The 14,145-nt window shown below is 73.1% G+C and carries 12 protein-coding genes; 6 read left to right on the top strand and 6 right to left on the bottom strand.

Annotated elements, in window-relative coordinates; translation table 11 throughout:
• The first annotated feature begins 89 nt into the window (after positions 1 to 89).
• A complete protein-coding gene (locus tag AQJ84_RS11660) occupies positions 90 to 1,139 on the top strand; it encodes an SCO2400 family protein (protein ID WP_225889088.1) in 1,050 nt (349 codons plus the stop codon).
• A gap of 100 nt (positions 1,140 to 1,239) precedes the next feature.
• On the opposite strand, the gene AQJ84_RS11655 is transcribed toward AQJ84_RS11660, so the two are convergent.
• Positions 1,240 to 1,698 carry a MarR family winged helix-turn-helix transcriptional regulator gene (locus AQJ84_RS11655; RefSeq protein WP_030043690.1) on the bottom strand — a complete coding sequence of 153 codons (459 nt, stop codon included), beginning with the start codon at positions 1,696 to 1,698 and terminating at the stop codon, positions 1,240 to 1,242.
• A gap of 88 nt (positions 1,699 to 1,786) precedes the next feature.
• Here AQJ84_RS11655 and AQJ84_RS11650 point away from each other — a divergent pair, with 88 nt between their 5' ends.
• Positions 1,787 to 2,785 carry an NADP-dependent oxidoreductase gene (locus tag AQJ84_RS11650; protein ID WP_030043689.1) on the top strand — a complete coding sequence of 333 codons (999 nt, stop codon included), beginning with the start codon at positions 1,787 to 1,789 and terminating at the stop codon, positions 2,783 to 2,785.
• A gap of 126 nt (positions 2,786 to 2,911) precedes the next feature.
• Positions 2,912 to 3,331, top strand: a complete 420-nt coding sequence (locus tag AQJ84_RS11645; protein ID WP_030043688.1) for an organic hydroperoxide resistance protein — start codon at positions 2,912 to 2,914, stop codon at positions 3,329 to 3,331.
• A gap of 68 nt (positions 3,332 to 3,399) precedes the next feature.
• Here the strand turns inward: AQJ84_RS11645 and AQJ84_RS11640 are convergent, their stop codons facing one another.
• Together AQJ84_RS11640 and AQJ84_RS11635 are read right to left on the bottom strand one after the other, a co-directional pair.
• Positions 3,400 to 4,551 carry an EstA family serine hydrolase gene (locus AQJ84_RS11640; RefSeq protein ID WP_030043687.1) on the bottom strand — a complete coding sequence of 384 codons (1,152 nt, stop codon included), beginning with the start codon at positions 4,549 to 4,551 and terminating at the stop codon, positions 3,400 to 3,402.
• Positions 4,548 to 7,145, bottom strand: coding sequence for a M14 family zinc carboxypeptidase (locus AQJ84_RS11635; RefSeq protein WP_030043686.1), 2,598 nt, complete (start codon positions 7,143 to 7,145; stop codon positions 4,548 to 4,550). The genes AQJ84_RS11640 and AQJ84_RS11635 overlap by 4 nt, the downstream gene beginning before the upstream one ends.
• 183 nt (positions 7,146 to 7,328) lie before the next feature.
• Here AQJ84_RS11635 and AQJ84_RS11630 point away from each other — a divergent pair, with 183 nt between their 5' ends.
• Entirely contained in the window at positions 7,329 to 8,162 is an 834-nt protein-coding gene (locus tag AQJ84_RS11630; protein WP_030043685.1) for an EI24 domain-containing protein, read from the top strand.
• Positions 8,163 to 8,195: 33 nt separating this feature from the next.
• Here the strand turns inward: AQJ84_RS11630 and AQJ84_RS11625 are convergent, their stop codons facing one another.
• Together AQJ84_RS11625 and AQJ84_RS11620 are read right to left on the bottom strand one after the other, a co-directional pair.
• A complete protein-coding gene (locus tag AQJ84_RS11625; protein WP_053192058.1) occupies positions 8,196 to 9,449 on the bottom strand; it encodes a pyroglutamyl peptidase in 1,254 nt (417 codons plus the stop codon).
• A gap of 73 nt (positions 9,450 to 9,522) precedes the next feature.
• Positions 9,523 to 10,497 (bottom strand): LysR family transcriptional regulator, encoded by a 975-nt coding sequence (locus tag AQJ84_RS11620; protein ID WP_374935413.1) that lies wholly within the window; start codon positions 10,495 to 10,497, stop codon positions 9,523 to 9,525.
• A 58-nt stretch (positions 10,498 to 10,555) separates the two neighbouring features.
• Between AQJ84_RS11620 and AQJ84_RS11615 the strand changes: the two genes are divergently transcribed.
• Positions 10,556 to 10,951, top strand: coding sequence for a RidA family protein (locus tag AQJ84_RS11615; RefSeq protein WP_030040108.1), 396 nt, complete (start codon positions 10,556 to 10,558; stop codon positions 10,949 to 10,951).
• On the opposite strand, the gene AQJ84_RS11610 is transcribed toward AQJ84_RS11615, so the two are convergent.
• A complete protein-coding gene (locus tag AQJ84_RS11610; protein WP_030040109.1) occupies positions 10,929 to 11,504 on the bottom strand; it encodes a TetR/AcrR family transcriptional regulator in 576 nt (191 codons plus the stop codon). The genes AQJ84_RS11615 and AQJ84_RS11610 overlap by 23 nt on opposite strands.
• 103 nt (positions 11,505 to 11,607) lie before the next feature.
• On the opposite strand from AQJ84_RS11610, the gene AQJ84_RS11605 reads away from it, so the two are divergent.
• Positions 11,608 to 14,037, top strand: a complete 2,430-nt coding sequence (locus AQJ84_RS11605) for a glycoside hydrolase family 3 protein (RefSeq protein WP_053192056.1) — start codon at positions 11,608 to 11,610, stop codon at positions 14,035 to 14,037.
• Positions 14,038 to 14,145 lie beyond the last annotated feature (108 nt).

The raw sequence follows: 14,145 nt of genomic DNA, 5'->3' as shown, positions 1-14,145 counted from the left end.
CGCTCCGGCGTGTCGGGGTTGGCGCGGAATAGTGGGGCTTGACCTCAACTGGGCAAACGCGAAACACCAGTTCCGCACGGAACCTTCACATGGATCTCTGGGAACGCTCCCTGTGCGGAACCTATTCTTCCCGCGTCATGGACTACTGCTTCCCGTGCCGACGGCACCTCAATGGCGCCCTCGCCTGCCCGGGGTGCGGCACCTCGGCCGAAGAACTACGCGCGTACGCGGCGCGGCAGCAGGCGCCTGAGCCGGTGCAGCCGCAGCAGGCGTACGGGGCTGACGGGGCGTACGGCGGCGGGTACGCGGACGCCGGTCACGCGGGTGCGTACGGGGGTGTGAGCGGGCCCGCGGCGTACGGCGAGGGCCACGCGACCGCCGCGTACGGGAACGGCCATGAGGTGGCGGCGTACGAGGCCGAGGCGGGCCACGACCGGGCCGAGGCGGAGCCGGAGCCGGAACCGGAACCGTCCAGGGAAGGGTCCGAGCCGCCGACGGAACCGACGGGCGGCCGCGCGGCGCGCCGGCGTGCGCGGGGCCGGGCCGCCGTGGCGTCCGGCGTGCCCGAGGACCCCGAGGGCCTCGACGACTCCGAGTACGAGGACGACGCCGAGGACGACGTCGACGGCTCCACCGCCGGTGCCAGCCGCCGCGACCGGAAGGCCGCGGCCCATCGCCGCCGGCGCCGCCGGGTCCTGCTGGTCACCGCGGGCTTCGTCCTGGCGGCCGGCGGCCTCAGTCTCGCGGAACTCGGCATGGACGCCCCCGGCTCCGCCCCCACGCCGGCCGCCGCGGGTGACGCGTCGGCGGACGGCGCGGCGTCCGCGGAGGCGGGTGCGACGGCCGAGCCCCTGGACGACCCGAGCAAGACCGCCGCCTCGGCCACCCCGGACGCCTCGAAGTCACCGTCACCGTCGGCGTCGGCGTCGGAGGACGAGGAGTCGGACAAGGACAAGGACAAGGGCGACGCCGACAAGGAAGCCCAGTCGGCGACGACCACGGCCCCGGGTGTGTCGACCTCGGCCCCGGCGGCCACTCCGGCCGGCTCCGCGACCCCCACCGCCGACCCGACGACCGCGGACCCGACCCCGGATCCCTCGCCCTCGGAGTGCGACCGGTTCCTGTGGTGGTGTACCTGAGGCGGTCGCCCCCGCGCATCGGGCGAATGACTCCGCCTGCCCGGGCGACGGCGGACGGGGCGGCCCGAGGGCCTAGCCGACCAGTGACCACCCGGCTCGATCAGCCCTGGTCGCCCCGTGCCTCCGTGTCCAGCATCCGCCTCAACAGGTCCCGCAGGGACTCCCGTTCGCCGTGTGACAGTCCGGCGAGCGGCTCCTTGCCGAAGCGCAGCTCCTCCCGAAGCTCCCGGGCCACCCGTCGGCCCTCCTCCGTGGCCGCGGCGACCTTCACCCGGCGGTCCGCGGGATCGGGGCGCCGCTCCACCAGCCCCCGCGCCTCCAGGCGGTCCACTATCCCGGTGACGTTCGACGGCTCGCACTTCAGCTTCCGGGCGAGCTTGCGCATGGGCAGCGGCTCCAGGGACAGCAGACTCAGCAGCCGCGCCTGCGCGCCGGTCAGGGTGTGTCCCGAGGCGGCGTCCTCGAAGTCCTCGTAGAAGCGCGCCACGACGTCGCCGATGAGCTCGACGACCTCCATGGTCAGCGCGTCGGGTCTGCCGGTCTTCTCGGGTGTGGCCATGCGATCCAGGGTACCCCTTTACTTGACAGCATGAAATATTCAGAGGCATTGTTGTTTCAGGTACTGAAGTAAATCGAAAGGCTCCGTCATGATCAACCGCGAATGGCACCTGCTCAGCCGCCCCGTCGGCTGGCCCAAGCCCGAGGACTTCGCCCTGGTCGAGGCGGAGATCCGGCAGCCCCGCGAGGGCCAGGTCCTGGTCCGCAACAAGTACCTCTCCGTCGACCCCTACATGCGCGGCCGGATGAGCGACGCCAAGTCCTACGTGGCGCCCTTCGAGCTGGGCAAGGCCATGCAGGGCGGCGCGGTCGGCGAGGTCGTCGCCTCCGAGGCCGAGGGCATCGCGGTCGGCGACCACGTGCTGCACTTCGGCGGCTGGCGCGAGTACGCGACCTTCGACGCCCAGCAGGCGGTGAAGGTCGACCCCGAGGCCGCCCCGCTCTCCGCCTACCTCGGCGTCCTCGGCATGACCGGGCTGACCGCCTACGCCGGTCTGCTGCGCACCGGCGCCTTCAAGGAGGGTGACTCGGTCTTCGTCTCCGGCGCGGCCGGCGCGGTCGGCAGCCAGGTCGGCCAGATCGCCAAGCTCAAGGGCGCCTCCCGGGTCATCGGCTCGGCCGGTTCCGACGAGAAGGTCAAGCTCCTGGTCGAGGAGTACGGCTTCGACGCGGCGTTCAACTACAAGAGCGGCTCGGTCGCCGGGCAGCTGCGCGAGGCCGCTCCGGACGGCGTCGACGTGTACTTCGACAACGTCGGCGGCGACCACCTGGAGGCCGCCCTCGGGCAGCTCAACCAGGACGGCCGGATCGCGGTCTGCGGAATGATCTCGGTCTACAACAACACCGAGCCCGTCCCCGGCCCGAAGAACCTCGCCCGGCTCATCGCGACCCGCGGCCGCATCCAGGGCTTCCTGGTGAGCGACCACTACGACCTCCAGCCGCAGTTCGTCCAGGAGGTCGGCCCCTGGGTCGCCTCGGGCGCGCTCAAGTACCGCGAGACGGTCGTCGAGGGCATCGAGAACAACCTGGAGGCCTTCCTCGGCGTCCTGCGCGGCGACAACACCGGGAAGATGATCGTCAAGCTGTAGGGCCGGCAAGGCGTCCACGGGCCGCCACAAGGCTTCCCGCCGTTTCCGGCATGCGGTAACTTCTTTCCGAAATCCGTCGCGATCGTGGGCGCGAGTCGCGGCGGACCGAGGAGAGAAGACAACCGCATGCCCATCCAGCAGTCCGACGTCCTGTACACCGCCGTCGCCACCGCAGAGAACGGCCGCGACGGCCGGGTCGCCACCGACGACGGCACGCTCGACGTCGTCGTCAGCCCGCCCAAGGAGCTCGGCGGCAGCGGCACCGGCACCAATCCGGAGCAGCTGTTCGCCGCCGGTTACAGCGCCTGCTTCCAGGGCGCCCTCGGCGTCGTGGCCCGCCAGGAGAAGGCCGACCTCACCGGCTCGACCGTCACCGCGAAGGTCGGGCTCGGCAAGAACGGTGACGGGTTCGGCCTCATCGTCGAGATCTCGGCGGCCCTGCCGAACGTGGACCCGCAGACGGCCCGGGGCCTCGTCGAGAAGGCCCACCAGGTCTGCCCGTACTCCAGGGCGACCCGCGACAACATCACCGTGACGCTTGTCTGACCACGGCCGTCGCCCATGACGGAGGCCGCACCCCTGGACGTGGGGTGCGGCCTCTGGTCGTACGCCGCTCAGGAGGCGAGTGCCGCCGAGTGCACGGCCCTCACCAGCCGCTCGTTCTCCGGCGCCGCCCCGCCCGGGAAGGCCATCCGGCGGCGCGTGTAGCCGTACGCCAGTCCGCTGCGCGGATCGGCGAAGGCCTGCGAGCCGCCCGCGCCGCTGTGCCCGAACGCCCCGGCGCCCAGGAACGGGTGCCAGCTGTCCGCGGTCGCCTGGAAACCGAGGCCGTACGACTTGTGCGCCCGGGCCACCAGGTCGTACCCCGTCGAATGGATCTGGCCCACCTCCGCGACCGTGTCCGGCTTCAGCAGCGGCGGCCGCCCGTCCACCTCGCTGATCGCCGCCGCGTACATCCCGGCGAGCCCGCGCGCCGCGGCGACCCCGCCCGCCGACGCCGGCCCCTTGGCGCGCACGGCACGGGAGTTGGCGTAGTCCACCAGGTCCCCGGCGTCCGGGACGTGCTGGTTGAACGCGATCGACGACAGGGTGTGCGGACCGGTGGGCGTCGAGTCCAGCAGGGCCTGCTGGGTCGCCGTCGGGATCATCGGCTGCACCGGGCGGTAGCGGGACTCCAGCGCCTCGGGCAGCCCCAGGAAGAAGTCCAGCCCGTAGGGGACGCGGATCCGTTCCTCGTACACCTCCTGGAGGCTGCGGCCGGTGGCGCGGCGGACCACCTCGCCGGTGAGCGCGCCGATGACGAGCGCGTGGTAGCCGAAGGCCGTGCCGGGCCGCCAGAACGGCCGCTGGTCCGCGAGCCGTTCGGCGAGCACCCGGTCGTCGGCCAGTTCCTGCGCGCTGAACCCGGCGTCGAGCCCGACCACGCCCGCCCGGTGCGCGAGCAGGTCGCACAGGGTCAGCGCGCCCTTGCCCTCGGCGCTGAACTCCGGCCAGTAGTACGTGACCTTGCGGTCCAGTTCGAGCGTGCCGTCCTGCACGAGGAGCGCGACCACGAGATGCGCGGCGCCCTTGGTCGACGAGTACACGCCGTAGAGGGAACCGGCGCCGGCGTCGTGCCCCGCCCACAGGTCGACGACTCTGCGGCCGTGCACGTACGCGCACACCTGTCCCTCGTAGTCGGGGCGTTCCCCCGACACGAAGGCGGCGAACTCCTCGCGCACCGCCTCGAACCCGTCCGCGACCGTGCCGTGGATCTCCTGCGTCATCCGCTCTCCTCACCTGTGCCGCCGCTCGCGTGTGCCACTGTGAACAGCGCGCGTGCGACCTGCGCGAATTCCCCCTTCGGGTGGTCCCGGAAGAGGGGTTCGGTGCCGAACAGAACGGCCCCCGAGCTGCTGACGACCGAGGCCTGCCCGGCCGCCTGGGCGGGACCACCCGAGCCGTCCTCCAGGGCACGCCAGTGCCCTGAGACGAGCGGGTTCCCCCTCCCGTACGTCTGCTCCACCCGGACCTCCGGCCCGAGGTCGGTGAACCAGACGGGCGCGTACACGAATCCGTGGTCCGGCGCTCCGGCCGTCACGGGTCCCGAGTTCACCACCCGCACCACGCCGTTGGCGTCCGTGTTGCCCTCGACCGGCCTGGCCGCGAGCAGTCCGGCGGCGGTGGCGAGGCCGGCACCGGTCACCCCGCGCCCCACGAGGCCGTGTCCGGCGGCGAGGAACGCGTCGAGTGCCGAGCGGGCGGCCGGGTTCAGGGCGTCGCGGTTCAGGCCCGCCGAGACGAACAGCACGTCGGCCGCCGACCAGTCGAAGCCCGCGTTCAGCACGGCCGTCGAGACCGGTGTGACCTCGAAGTTCATCTCCCGGAGCGCGAACAGCTCACCCGGCGTCACCGCCGCGGCGACCCGTGGGCGGCGCAGCTCGGTCGTGCCGGTCACCCTGGTCGCGTCGAAGACGACGTCGTACGTCCGGGCGGCGGCCGCGGCCTTCGCGCGCGCCGACGCCGGCACGATCGCACTGCCGTCGGCGGACCGCCGTACCTCGACTCCCCGCTGGAGCAGTGAGTTGAGCGCCGCGATCTCCCGCGGGTCCTCGAGCCGCAGCCGCAGGTCACCACGCGGGGCCACGTGACCGACCCGAGCGGCCCGGCCGACGGACCGCAGCGGAAGTCCCCGCAGACTGCCGGACGTCACCTGCGTCACCTCGGCGCCCCACAGCCGGCCCAGACTCCAGCCCGAGATGTCGTACATCACCGAGACCCTGTCGCTGATGTCCCTCCCGTCGGCGAGCAGCACGTTCGCGAGCCCCCGCTTGGGCTGGCGCATGTCGACGACGTACGAGCCCTTCGGGTACGAGCGTCCGCCCAGCCGGAAGGTGTGGGCGGCGCGGGTGACGCGGACGTCGTTGGCGAGCAGGTGGTCGACGAGGCGGGCCGCGGCGGGGGAGCCGCCGGGGACGACGTAGGCGCGCGGGAAGTCGGTGGTGTACACGTCCTCCGGGCCGATGCCCGGCACGCCCGGTACGGTCTCGGCGGAGACCGGTACCTGAGGCTCGCCCGCCGCACCGCGCCGGAAGACCTCGATCTGGTCGGCGACGAGCGAGGCGCGGTTCGTCCGGACGAAGTCGAGGGTGGCCGTGAGGGCGGCACCGGCCACGTCCACGTTGATCGCGGACCGGCGGCGCAGTTCGCTCTCCGGCAGGCTGTCGTAGGCCGCGTTGTTCACCGTCAGCGGGATCTCCACGGTGTGCGCGGCGACCGTGCCGTGGAAGGCCGCGTACTGCGGGGTGAAGATCGGCGGCCAGTCGTCCCAGCCCTCCTCCTGGTCCCGGAAGGGGATCTGCGCGGGCCGCACACCGTCCTTGGCGGGCGTGTAGCCGAGGCCGTTGACGGCGGACTCCATGCGCAGGGCGTTGGCGTAGGTGTTCTTCAGGAAGAGGTCGTACTCGTAGTTCTCGCCGTGCGGGGGAGTGGTGGGCTCGATGAGCGTGCCGTTGACGTAGCCGTGCACGTCGAGCATGACGGCCGGCTGCTTGTCGATCTCGATCTGCCGCATCGCGCGCACCTCGGGCTGCGAGGCGGTGACGAAGTCCCGGTTCATGTCGAAGCCGTTGGCGTTGGCTCGGGTGCCGGCGATCCGGCCGTCCGGGTTGGCCGTGATGTTGAAGTAGAGGCGGCTGTGGGAGAGGAGGTCGCGCGTCCTGCGGTCCTTCGCGGTCGCGAGCCGCTCGATGAGCTTCAGGGAGGCGTCGGTGCCCTCCCACTCGTTGCCGTGGATGTTGTTGTTGAAGAACACGGGCGTCTTGTAACCCGCTCTGAGCTCCCGGCTCCTGGCCGCCGCGGCGGGCGCGTTCTCGATCAGCTCGCGCATCCGCTCCTGGGCGCGGGCCTGGCGGGTGCTCTCCGGCGCGGTCACGGTGACGAGGTAGAGCCGGTGCCCGCCGGCCGACCGGCCCGCGACCTCGACGCTCACCCGGTCGCCGAGCCGCTGGATCGCGTTCAGCTTCGGGGCGATCGCGTGGTACGGGGTGAGGCCCAGCTTGATGGACTTGTCGGCGGGGTTGTGCGGGTCGGGGGCCAGGACCTGCTCGCGTGGATAGCCCCGCCCGGTGCCGGTGCCGGTGCCGGTGCCGGTGCCGGTGCCCGTGCCGGCGGCCGGGCCCGTCGTGCCGCTGAGGGCCCGCTCGGCCGCGCTCCTGGGGGCGCGGGCGGCACCCTTCTCGACGGCCGGTCCCTCCCGGGTGACCGGGGGCTTCGGCTCGGCGGCGGCGGTGTGGGGGGTGAGTAACAGCGAGCCCACCGTGGTGACGGCCAGGGCGCTGATCAGCAAGGGTCTCGCAGGAACGGTTCTCGTGGTGCGCACGCGTACCTCCCGTGGGGCTTCCAGAGATCGGTACGGCGAGGTGTACCTGTTCGACTCAACCGCAACAAGAGGGAGTTGGCGTCGCACCGGCCCCGGACCGGCCCGCGAGGCGGGCGAGGCGGACCCCGGGGGCTGGGCGGGCACCACCGGAAGGGGGGCGGTCGCTCCCGATAGAGTTGGCGCATGCGCGATCTCGGGGCGGGATTCAAGTACCTTCTGAAGGGCCAGCGGTGGGTGGCCCGGCACGGCAAGCAGTTCGGCTTCGGCCTGCTCCCGGGACTGATCACCCTCGTTCTCTACGCGGCGGCGCTCGTCGCCCTCGCGCTGTGGGGTGCGGACTTCGTCGGCTGGGCGACGCCCTTCGCCGACGACTGGACGAGCCCCTGGCAGGGTCTCTTCCGCGGCCTGCTCACCGCCGTGCTGTTCGCGCTCGCCCTGCTGCTGTCCGTGATCACGTTCACCGCGGTCACTCTCCTGATCGGCCAGCCCTTCTACGAGAGCCTCTCCGAGAAGGTCGACCGGGACGTCTCGCCCGACGGCACCGCCCCCGAGTCCGACCTCCCGCTCTGGCGTGAGCTGTGGATCTCGGCCCGCGACAGCCTGCGGGTTCTGGTGCGCGCCCTGTGCTGGGGAATCCTGCTCTTCGGGCTCGGCTTCATCCCGGTCCTCGGCCAGACCGCCGTCCCGGCGATCGGCTTCGTCGTCACCGGCTTCTTCCTCACCCAGGAGCTCACCTCCGTCGCCCTGCAGCGCCGCAGCGTCGAACTCCGCGACCGCCTCGCCCTCCTGCGCGCCCGCAAGTCCCTGGTCTGGGGCTTCGGCACCCCCCTGGCCGTCTCCTTCCTGGTCCCCTTCGTCGCGGTGTTCCTGATGCCGGGCGCGGTGGCGGGCGCGACGCTGATGGCGCGGGAACTGCTGGGCGAGGAGACCGAGGACGGGGAGAGGGCGGCCGGGGAGAGCGCGGAGGGGGAGACGGCGGAGGCGGAAGCCGGCCACCCCGGCCCGTACGGCGTCTGACGACGAGGGCGCCGGTTCAGCCGACGCGCGGCACTAGGGCGCCGGCGCCCCCTCGACCGCCACCCGCACGATCTCCGTCACCTGCGCGACGATGTCCAGCCGGTTCCGCACGAACTCCGCGTCGGTCACCGCGCCCGTGGCCGGGTCGGTGTTGCCCGCTCCGAACTGCAGCACGGGCGTGTGCACATGCCCGCCCGGCAGCACCCCGTGCAACCCCAGCCGGTCCCGCAGCAGCGTGGCCCGGTAGGCGATCTCGTTGGAGAGGTAGTCACCCCCGCCCCCGGCCCGCGCGGTCGATCCCGGGGTGGGCCCGTCCGGCCGTACGACGGCCTGCGTGCCTCCCGCCGGTATCTCGGTCACGCTCGTGTTGTCGTAGACCGGGAACCGCCCCGTCGAAGCGGCCACGATCTTCCCGTACGGCAGGGTCGTCGTCGTCCACTGCGGCTGGGATGCGGGGTCGGTGACCGGGACGGTCCCCGTCTCGCCGATGTTGTCGTTGTCCGCGAAGCCGCCCCGCCAGGCCCCGTTGGTCCGCTCGACGTCGAACCGGCCGACGCGCCCCTGGCTCACCGTGGCGAAGAGGTCCACCCGCCTCAGCTGCGGCCGCAGCGTCCGCTCCACCGTGCCCTCGGCGAAGTCCCGCCACCGCACCGGGAAGACGACGGTCTCCACCCGCGCCGGCCCGTCCGCCGTCTCGATCAGCTTCCCGTCGAGCGCGAGCGCGGTCGCCCCCGACGGATTGGAGATCCGGATGTCCCGGTCCAGCGTGAACGGGTCGAAGCCGGTCACCAGGACCCGCTTGATCCCCCTGCCGTGCGGATACCGGACGGCGCTCTGCCCCCGCGAGGTCCGCTCCAACTCGCCGAGCAGCGCCGACCGTCGGGCCTGGGACAGCCCGAACCCCGGGTCCCACGTCCGCACCTCACGCGTCATCGCCAGCCGCGCCCAGTACAGGGGCCGGTCGTCGTCCCGGCTCAGATCCCCGCCCGCCGGCCCCCGCCCCTGCGCCCGCGCGACGGCCCGCCGCCACAGCGTCGACCCTTCGCGTACGACGGTCCGCCGAGCCTCGGCGTAGGAGCGTGCCGCCCCCAGCTCCCGGGTGAACCGCGCGGTCACGGCGTCGAATCCGGACCGGCGCAGGATCTCCCGGGGCACGGCCCGGTCGAGCCGCTGTTCCTCGACGGTGGGCGAGGGGGCCGTCTCGGCCGCGGACGCCTGTGCGGGGGCGGCCAGCCCGGCCACCAGGGCCAGTCCGAGCACGCCGATGCGAACACGTAGGGAGTTCAAGGGGGTTCGAGTCCTTCCGTCGCTGTGGGGAGCGTGGTGCCGAACGGCGGCAGTATCGCGTGACGGAAGTGGTCTACGCCATGGTGCGGGCCGCTCGGGGAATCCGCGCCGCGGACTCCCGGAGCACCCCGACGAACGCCTCGGCGGCCGGCGGCAGCGACCGGCCCCTCGCCGTCGCCGCGTACACGGCACGGGCCGGACCGCCCTCGTCGAGCACGGGGAGCAGGGCCACGTCCGGCCGCACGGACGCGGCGGCGAGCGCCGGGACCAGGGTCACCCCGAGCCCGGCGGCGACATACCCCTGCTTGGCGGTCCACTCGCCGACGACGTGCACGATCCGCGGCCGGAAGCCCTGCCGCAGGGCCGCGTCCAGCAGCGTGCCCTCCGGGCCGCGGCCGCCGGAGATCCAGTCGGCGTCGGCGAGCAGGCCGAGCCGCACCGGCCCCCGGCCCGCCGCCAGCGGGTGACCGGCCGGGACGGCGACGTACAGCGACTCGTCGAGCAGGTGGTGGAGTGTGTACGCCGCCGTGGGGAGGTCGCCGCTCGTCGTCGAGACCACCGCCAGGTCGAGGTGGCCGGCGGTGAGCCGCTCCAGCAGGGCGGGGGTGAAGCCCTCCTCGCGGTGCACCGCCACGTGGGGATGGCGGGTGCGGAAGACGGCGAGGGCGTGCGGCACCAGCGCCGCGTCGGCCGTCGCGAACGCCCCGAACCGCAGTCGGCCACCGGCCACCGCACGCAGCGCGGCCAGCTCGCGCCCGGCCCCCCGCAGCGTCTCGGCGACGGCCTCCGCGTACGGCACCAGCACCCGGCCGGCCTCGGTCAGCCGTACGCCCCGCGGGAGCCGGTCGAACAACGGGGCACCGCCCAGGGCCCCTTCGAGCGAGGAGACCTGCCGGGAGACCGCCGACTGCGTCCAGCCGAGCGTCCTGGCGGCGACCGTGAACGAACCGTGCCGGGCGACCTCCACGAACACGCGCAGCCACACGGTGGACAGATCCGGCACGACGTCGGACGCCGCGCAGTCGGCAGAAACATGCGGATTCGGCATGGCGGCCATGCTAGACATTCGCTTGTCGCATCCCTGACCCGGACCTAGCGTCGACGGCATGCAGATCACCCTCGGCTCTCCCGCCTCCGCGCCCCAGCCCCTGAGCCCCTACTACTCCCAGGTCGCCCGCGTCGAACACGCCGACGGCAGCGCCCTGTTGTTCGTCTCCGGCCAGATCGCCGAGGGCGCCACGCTCGCCGAGCAGAGCCGTGGCGTCTTCGAGACGCTGGACGCCCTGCTGAAGGCCCACGGGGCGTCCCTGGCCGACGTCATCAACATCCGTACCTACCTCACGGACATCGGCCGCCTGCATGAATACGGCGCCGTGCGACGGGAGTTCCTCACCGGGACGCCGCCCACCAGCATGACCTTCGAGGTGCCCCGGCTGTTCCGGCCCGAGGCGCAGATCGAGGTCGAGGTCGTGGCGGCGGTCAGCCCTCGCCCAGCAGCGTGAGGAAGTCCCGGAAGGCGCCCGGCATGTCGACCGCGTCCGGGTCCAGCAGCCACTGGTACTGCAGCCCGTCCATCACCGCGACGAGCAGGGGAGCGGTGCGTTCGGGGGTGAGGCCGTTCGGGAGGCGGTCGCCGTACTCGGCGCGCAGCACGTCCGCCATGCCCGCCCGCACCTGTGCGTAGCGCTCGGTGAAGTAGCCGCGCGCCGGATGCCCCTCCGTGACGCTTTCGCCGAGCAGTGCCGAGAAGGTCTGGACGATGCCGGGCCGCATCGCGTTGTACTCGACGAGCGAGGCCAGCAGATCCAGCCGCCGCGGCCGGGCCGGCAAGGCGTCCCAGCGGTCCCGCTCCTCCAGGACGGCGACCAGCAGGGCGTCCTTCGTCGGGAAGTAGTGCAGCAGTCCCTGCTGGGTGAGCCCCACCCGCTCGGCCACCGCCGCGAGGCTCGCGCCCCGGTAACCGCGCTCGGCGATCACCTCCAGCGCGGCCGTGACGATCGCCGCCCGCCGCTCCTCGCTCCTGACTCGCACGCCCATGCCGTCACCGTACGACACCCGACTTCACAGAATATAACGTCAAGGTAACAAAACCTACCGGTCTACAGGGAACCGATGCAGGATGGAGGAACCGCACGGACTTCAACGAGGAGGCACCGCCATGGCGGGAACCCCGACATCGCCGGACACCGAGGCAGTCGTCGAAGCGGCCCTGGGCAGGCTCGACCTGGACGCCAAGACCCGCCTCCTGGCCGGCCGGGACATGTGGTCCCTGCCCGCCCTGCCGGAGATCGGCCTGGACTCCCTCGTCATGTCCGACGGCCCGATCGGCGTCCGGGGAGTCCGCTGGACCGCCGACGACCCCTCCGTGGCGCTCCCCTCCCCGACCGCGCTGGCCGCCACCTGGGACCCCGAGCTGGCCCGCCGCGCCGGCACCCTCCTCGCCCAGGAGGCCCGCCGCAAGGGCGTCCACGTGCTGCTCGCCCCCACGGTCAACCTGCACCGCTCGCCGCTCGGCGGCCGCCACTTCGAGGCGTACAGCGAGGACCCGCACCTCACCGGCCGGATCGGCGCCGGGTACGTGAGCGGCGTCCAGTCCGGCGGCGTCGGCACCACCGTCAAGCACTTCGTCGCCAACGACGCCGAGACCGACCGCTTCACGGTGAACAACGTGGTGAGCGAGCGCGCCCTGCGCGAGCTCTACCTGGCGCCCTTCGAGTTCATCGTCGCCAACGCCCACCCGTGGGGCATCATGACCGCCTACAACTCGGTCAACGGCACGACGATGACCGAGCACCACCACCTGGTCAACGAGGTCCTGCGGGGCGAGTGGGGCTTCGACGGCTGCAACGTCTCCGACTGGACGGCCGCCCGCTCCACCACCGCCGCCGTCAACGGCGGCCTGGACGTCGCCATGCCGGGACCGCAGACCGTGTACGGCGACCCGCTCGCCCGGGCCGTGCGGGACGGCGAGGTCGACGAGGCCAAGGTCGACGACGCCGTACGCAACGTCCTGCGGCTCGCCGCCCGGGTCGGTGTCCTGAGGGGCGCCGAGCCGGCCGTCACCGCACTGCCCGAACCCGTCGACGGCCAGGCCCTGGCCCGCGAGATCGCGCGCCGCGCCTTCGTCCTGGTACGCAACGAGCGCGGCGCCCTGCCCCTGAAGCAGGGCACGGTCGCCCTCGCCGGCGCCGCCGCCCGCGACGCCCGCGTCCTCGGCGGCGGCTCCGCCACCGTCTTCCCGGCCCGGATCGTCTCCCCGCTGGACGGACTCACCGCCGCCCTCCCCGAGGGCACCCTCACCTACGCCGTCGGCGCCGACCCGAACACCGAACTCGCCGTCGCCGACCAGGGCTTCGAGCTGCGGGCCGTGTGCCGCGACGCCGACGGCGACGTGATCGGCACGGGCACGGCCCCCAACGGTCAGCTCCAGTGGATGGGCGCCGACCTGCCCGAGGGCGTCACCCACGACACCCTCCACACCGTCGAACTCACCGGCACCTTCACCCCGCGCGAGTCCGGCCGGCACACCTTCGGCGTCAAGGGGCTGGGCCACTTCACCCTGCGCGTCGACGGCACCACGTACTTCGACGACGTCCAACGCCCCGCCAAGGACGACCCGTTCCTCACCTTCTTCGGCGCCCCGGAGCCCCGCGCGCAGGTCGAACTCACCGCGGGCCGCCCCGTCGAGGTCTCCCTCACCCAGGTCGTCCGGCTCCCCGAGAACCTCCCGCTGAAGGTCATCTCCTTCTCCCTCGTCCACCAGGACCCCCGGCGCGACCCCGACGAGCTGATCGCCGAGGCGGCGGCCGCCGCCCGTGCCGCCGACACGGCGGTCGTCGTGGTCGCCACCACCGAGCGCGTCGAGTCGGAGGGCTACGACCGCACCGACCTGGCCCTCCCCGGCCGCCAGGACGACCTGGTCCGCGCGGTCGCCGCCGCCAACCCGAACACCGTCGTGGTCGTCAACTCCGGTTCCCCGGTGGAACTGCCCTGGCGCGACGAGGTCGCCGCGGTCCTCCTCGGCTGGTTCCCCGGCCAGGAGGGCGGCGACGCCCTCGCCGACGTCCTCACCGGCGCCCACGAGCCCGGCGGCCGCCTCCCCAGCACCTGGGGCAGCCTCGCCGACGCCCCGGTCACCCAGGTCGTCCCGGACGACGGCGAGCTCCCGTACCGCGAGGGCGTCTTCATCGGCTACCCGGCTTGGGAGAAGGAGGGCCGCACCCCGGCGTACCCCTTCGGGCACGGCCTCGGCTACACCGACTGGACCTACGAGTCCGTCGAGGTCCGGGGCACCACCGTCCGGGTCCGCCTCCGCAACTCCGGCGCGCGCCCCGGCCGCGAGGTCGTCCAGGTCTACCTGGCGCCCGGCGAGCCCGACGCCGAGCGCCCGGCCCGCCGACTGGCCGGATTCGCGGGCGTGACGGCGGCCCCCGGCGAGAGCGCCGAAGCCGTCGTGGAGCTGCCGCGCCGCGCCTTCGAGGTCTGGGACGAGAAGGAGGGCTCCTGGTCGTTTGTGAAGGGTTCGTACGAGATCCAGGTGAGCCGCTCGATCCTGGACCGCCGACTCACCGCGACGATTAACGTCTGATCAGGGAGGAGCCTCCCGCATGACCAGCCCCGGCCCGGGACCTGACCCCTGGGCCGGGGCTCATGACGTCCGGGGACCCGCTCCCGAAGGACGGAGTCCCTTTCGCGG

The sequence above is a fragment of the Streptomyces resistomycificus genome, from assembly GCF_001514265.1.
Taxonomy (GTDB): domain Bacteria; phylum Actinomycetota; class Actinomycetes; order Streptomycetales; family Streptomycetaceae; genus Streptomyces; species Streptomyces resistomycificus.
This window is presented reverse-complemented; position numbering and strand designations above follow the sequence as displayed.

What these genes read in the sequence shown, in the direction of transcription:
- AQJ84_RS11660 (WP_225889088.1), top strand. Translation starts at nt 90, where the DNA reads ATGGATCTCTGGGAACGCTCCCTGTGCGGAACCTATTCTTCCCGCGTC.
- AQJ84_RS11655 (WP_030043690.1), bottom strand. Translation starts at nt 1,698, where the DNA reads ATGGCCACACCCGAGAAGACCGGCAGACCCGACGCGCTGACCATGGAG.
- AQJ84_RS11650 (WP_030043689.1), top strand. Translation starts at nt 1,787, where the DNA reads ATGATCAACCGCGAATGGCACCTGCTCAGCCGCCCCGTCGGCTGGCCC.
- AQJ84_RS11645 (WP_030043688.1), top strand. Translation starts at nt 2,912, where the DNA reads ATGCCCATCCAGCAGTCCGACGTCCTGTACACCGCCGTCGCCACCGCA.
- AQJ84_RS11640 (WP_030043687.1), bottom strand. Translation starts at nt 4,551, where the DNA reads ATGACGCAGGAGATCCACGGCACGGTCGCGGACGGGTTCGAGGCGGTG.
- AQJ84_RS11630 (WP_030043685.1), top strand. Translation starts at nt 7,329, where the DNA reads ATGCGCGATCTCGGGGCGGGATTCAAGTACCTTCTGAAGGGCCAGCGG.
- AQJ84_RS11620 (WP_374935413.1), bottom strand. Translation starts at nt 10,497, where the DNA reads ATGCCGAATCCGCATGTTTCTGCCGACTGCGCGGCGTCCGACGTCGTG.
- AQJ84_RS11615 (WP_030040108.1), top strand. Translation starts at nt 10,556, where the DNA reads ATGCAGATCACCCTCGGCTCTCCCGCCTCCGCGCCCCAGCCCCTGAGC.
- AQJ84_RS11605 (WP_053192056.1), top strand. Translation starts at nt 11,608, where the DNA reads ATGGCGGGAACCCCGACATCGCCGGACACCGAGGCAGTCGTCGAAGCG.